This is a genomic window from Lactobacillus equicursoris DSM 19284 = JCM 14600 = CIP 110162, assembly GCF_001434815.1.
GTDB lineage: Bacteria > Bacillota > Bacilli > Lactobacillales > Lactobacillaceae > Lactobacillus > Lactobacillus equicursoris.
In genome coordinates this window covers 1-558 of the sequence record NZ_AZDU01000131.1, presented here as the reverse complement: position 1 = coordinate 558, position 558 = coordinate 1, and the positions used below count along the sequence as shown (strand labels likewise).

Annotated in this window: 2 pseudogenes; both read right to left on the bottom strand. The window is 48.0% G+C overall.

Annotation, left to right across the window (positions count from 1 at the left end):
• A pseudogene (locus FC20_RS09685) lies at positions 1 to 236 on the bottom strand (hypothetical protein); the annotation flags it as partial.
• Between the two features lie 74 nt (positions 237 to 310).
• Positions 311 to 558: pseudogene (locus FC20_RS09680) on the bottom strand (hypothetical protein); the annotation flags it as partial.

Sequence of the window (558 nt, the reverse complement as noted above, 5' to 3'; positions counted from 1 at the left end):
TGCTTGTTGAGAGTCAGGGCTGGGAAAAGCTCTTCCCAGATGAACTTGTCTTCTTGCTTGTCAAATTCCTCGTCCGGGCAGGAAATCAGGTTGCGGGCGTGGAAGAAGGAAAAGAACCAAACCAAGAGGGCAAAGATCATGAAGAGGGTGGGCAGGCTGATCAAGGTTGGGATGATCAAGACCGTGAAGAAGACCAGCATTAAGCTGAAGCCGCTCTTCATGAAGCCCATGTACATCTCAGTGGCTCCGGGGATGAATGAGGTAAAAAATTCTAAAACTTCGCGTTTTTTACGGTGACTAAAGTGCATTGTTACTTACTTCTTTCTGTTTTTACTTTTTCATCTGGCAGATTGATGCGGGTGCTGTTCAGCTTTTTAGTGAACTGATTTTGCTTGGCAATCTGCGAGATCTTGTCTGACTCCAAAAATTCAAGGCTATTTTGCCAGTTCTTTGGCAGGAATTGCCCAGCTAAGAGCAAGAGGCAGGCGGCCGCACAGGCGGCGATGACCTGGACCTTGATCCGCTGATAGCGGGCTAAGCTGATGGTCTTCTTGGCTG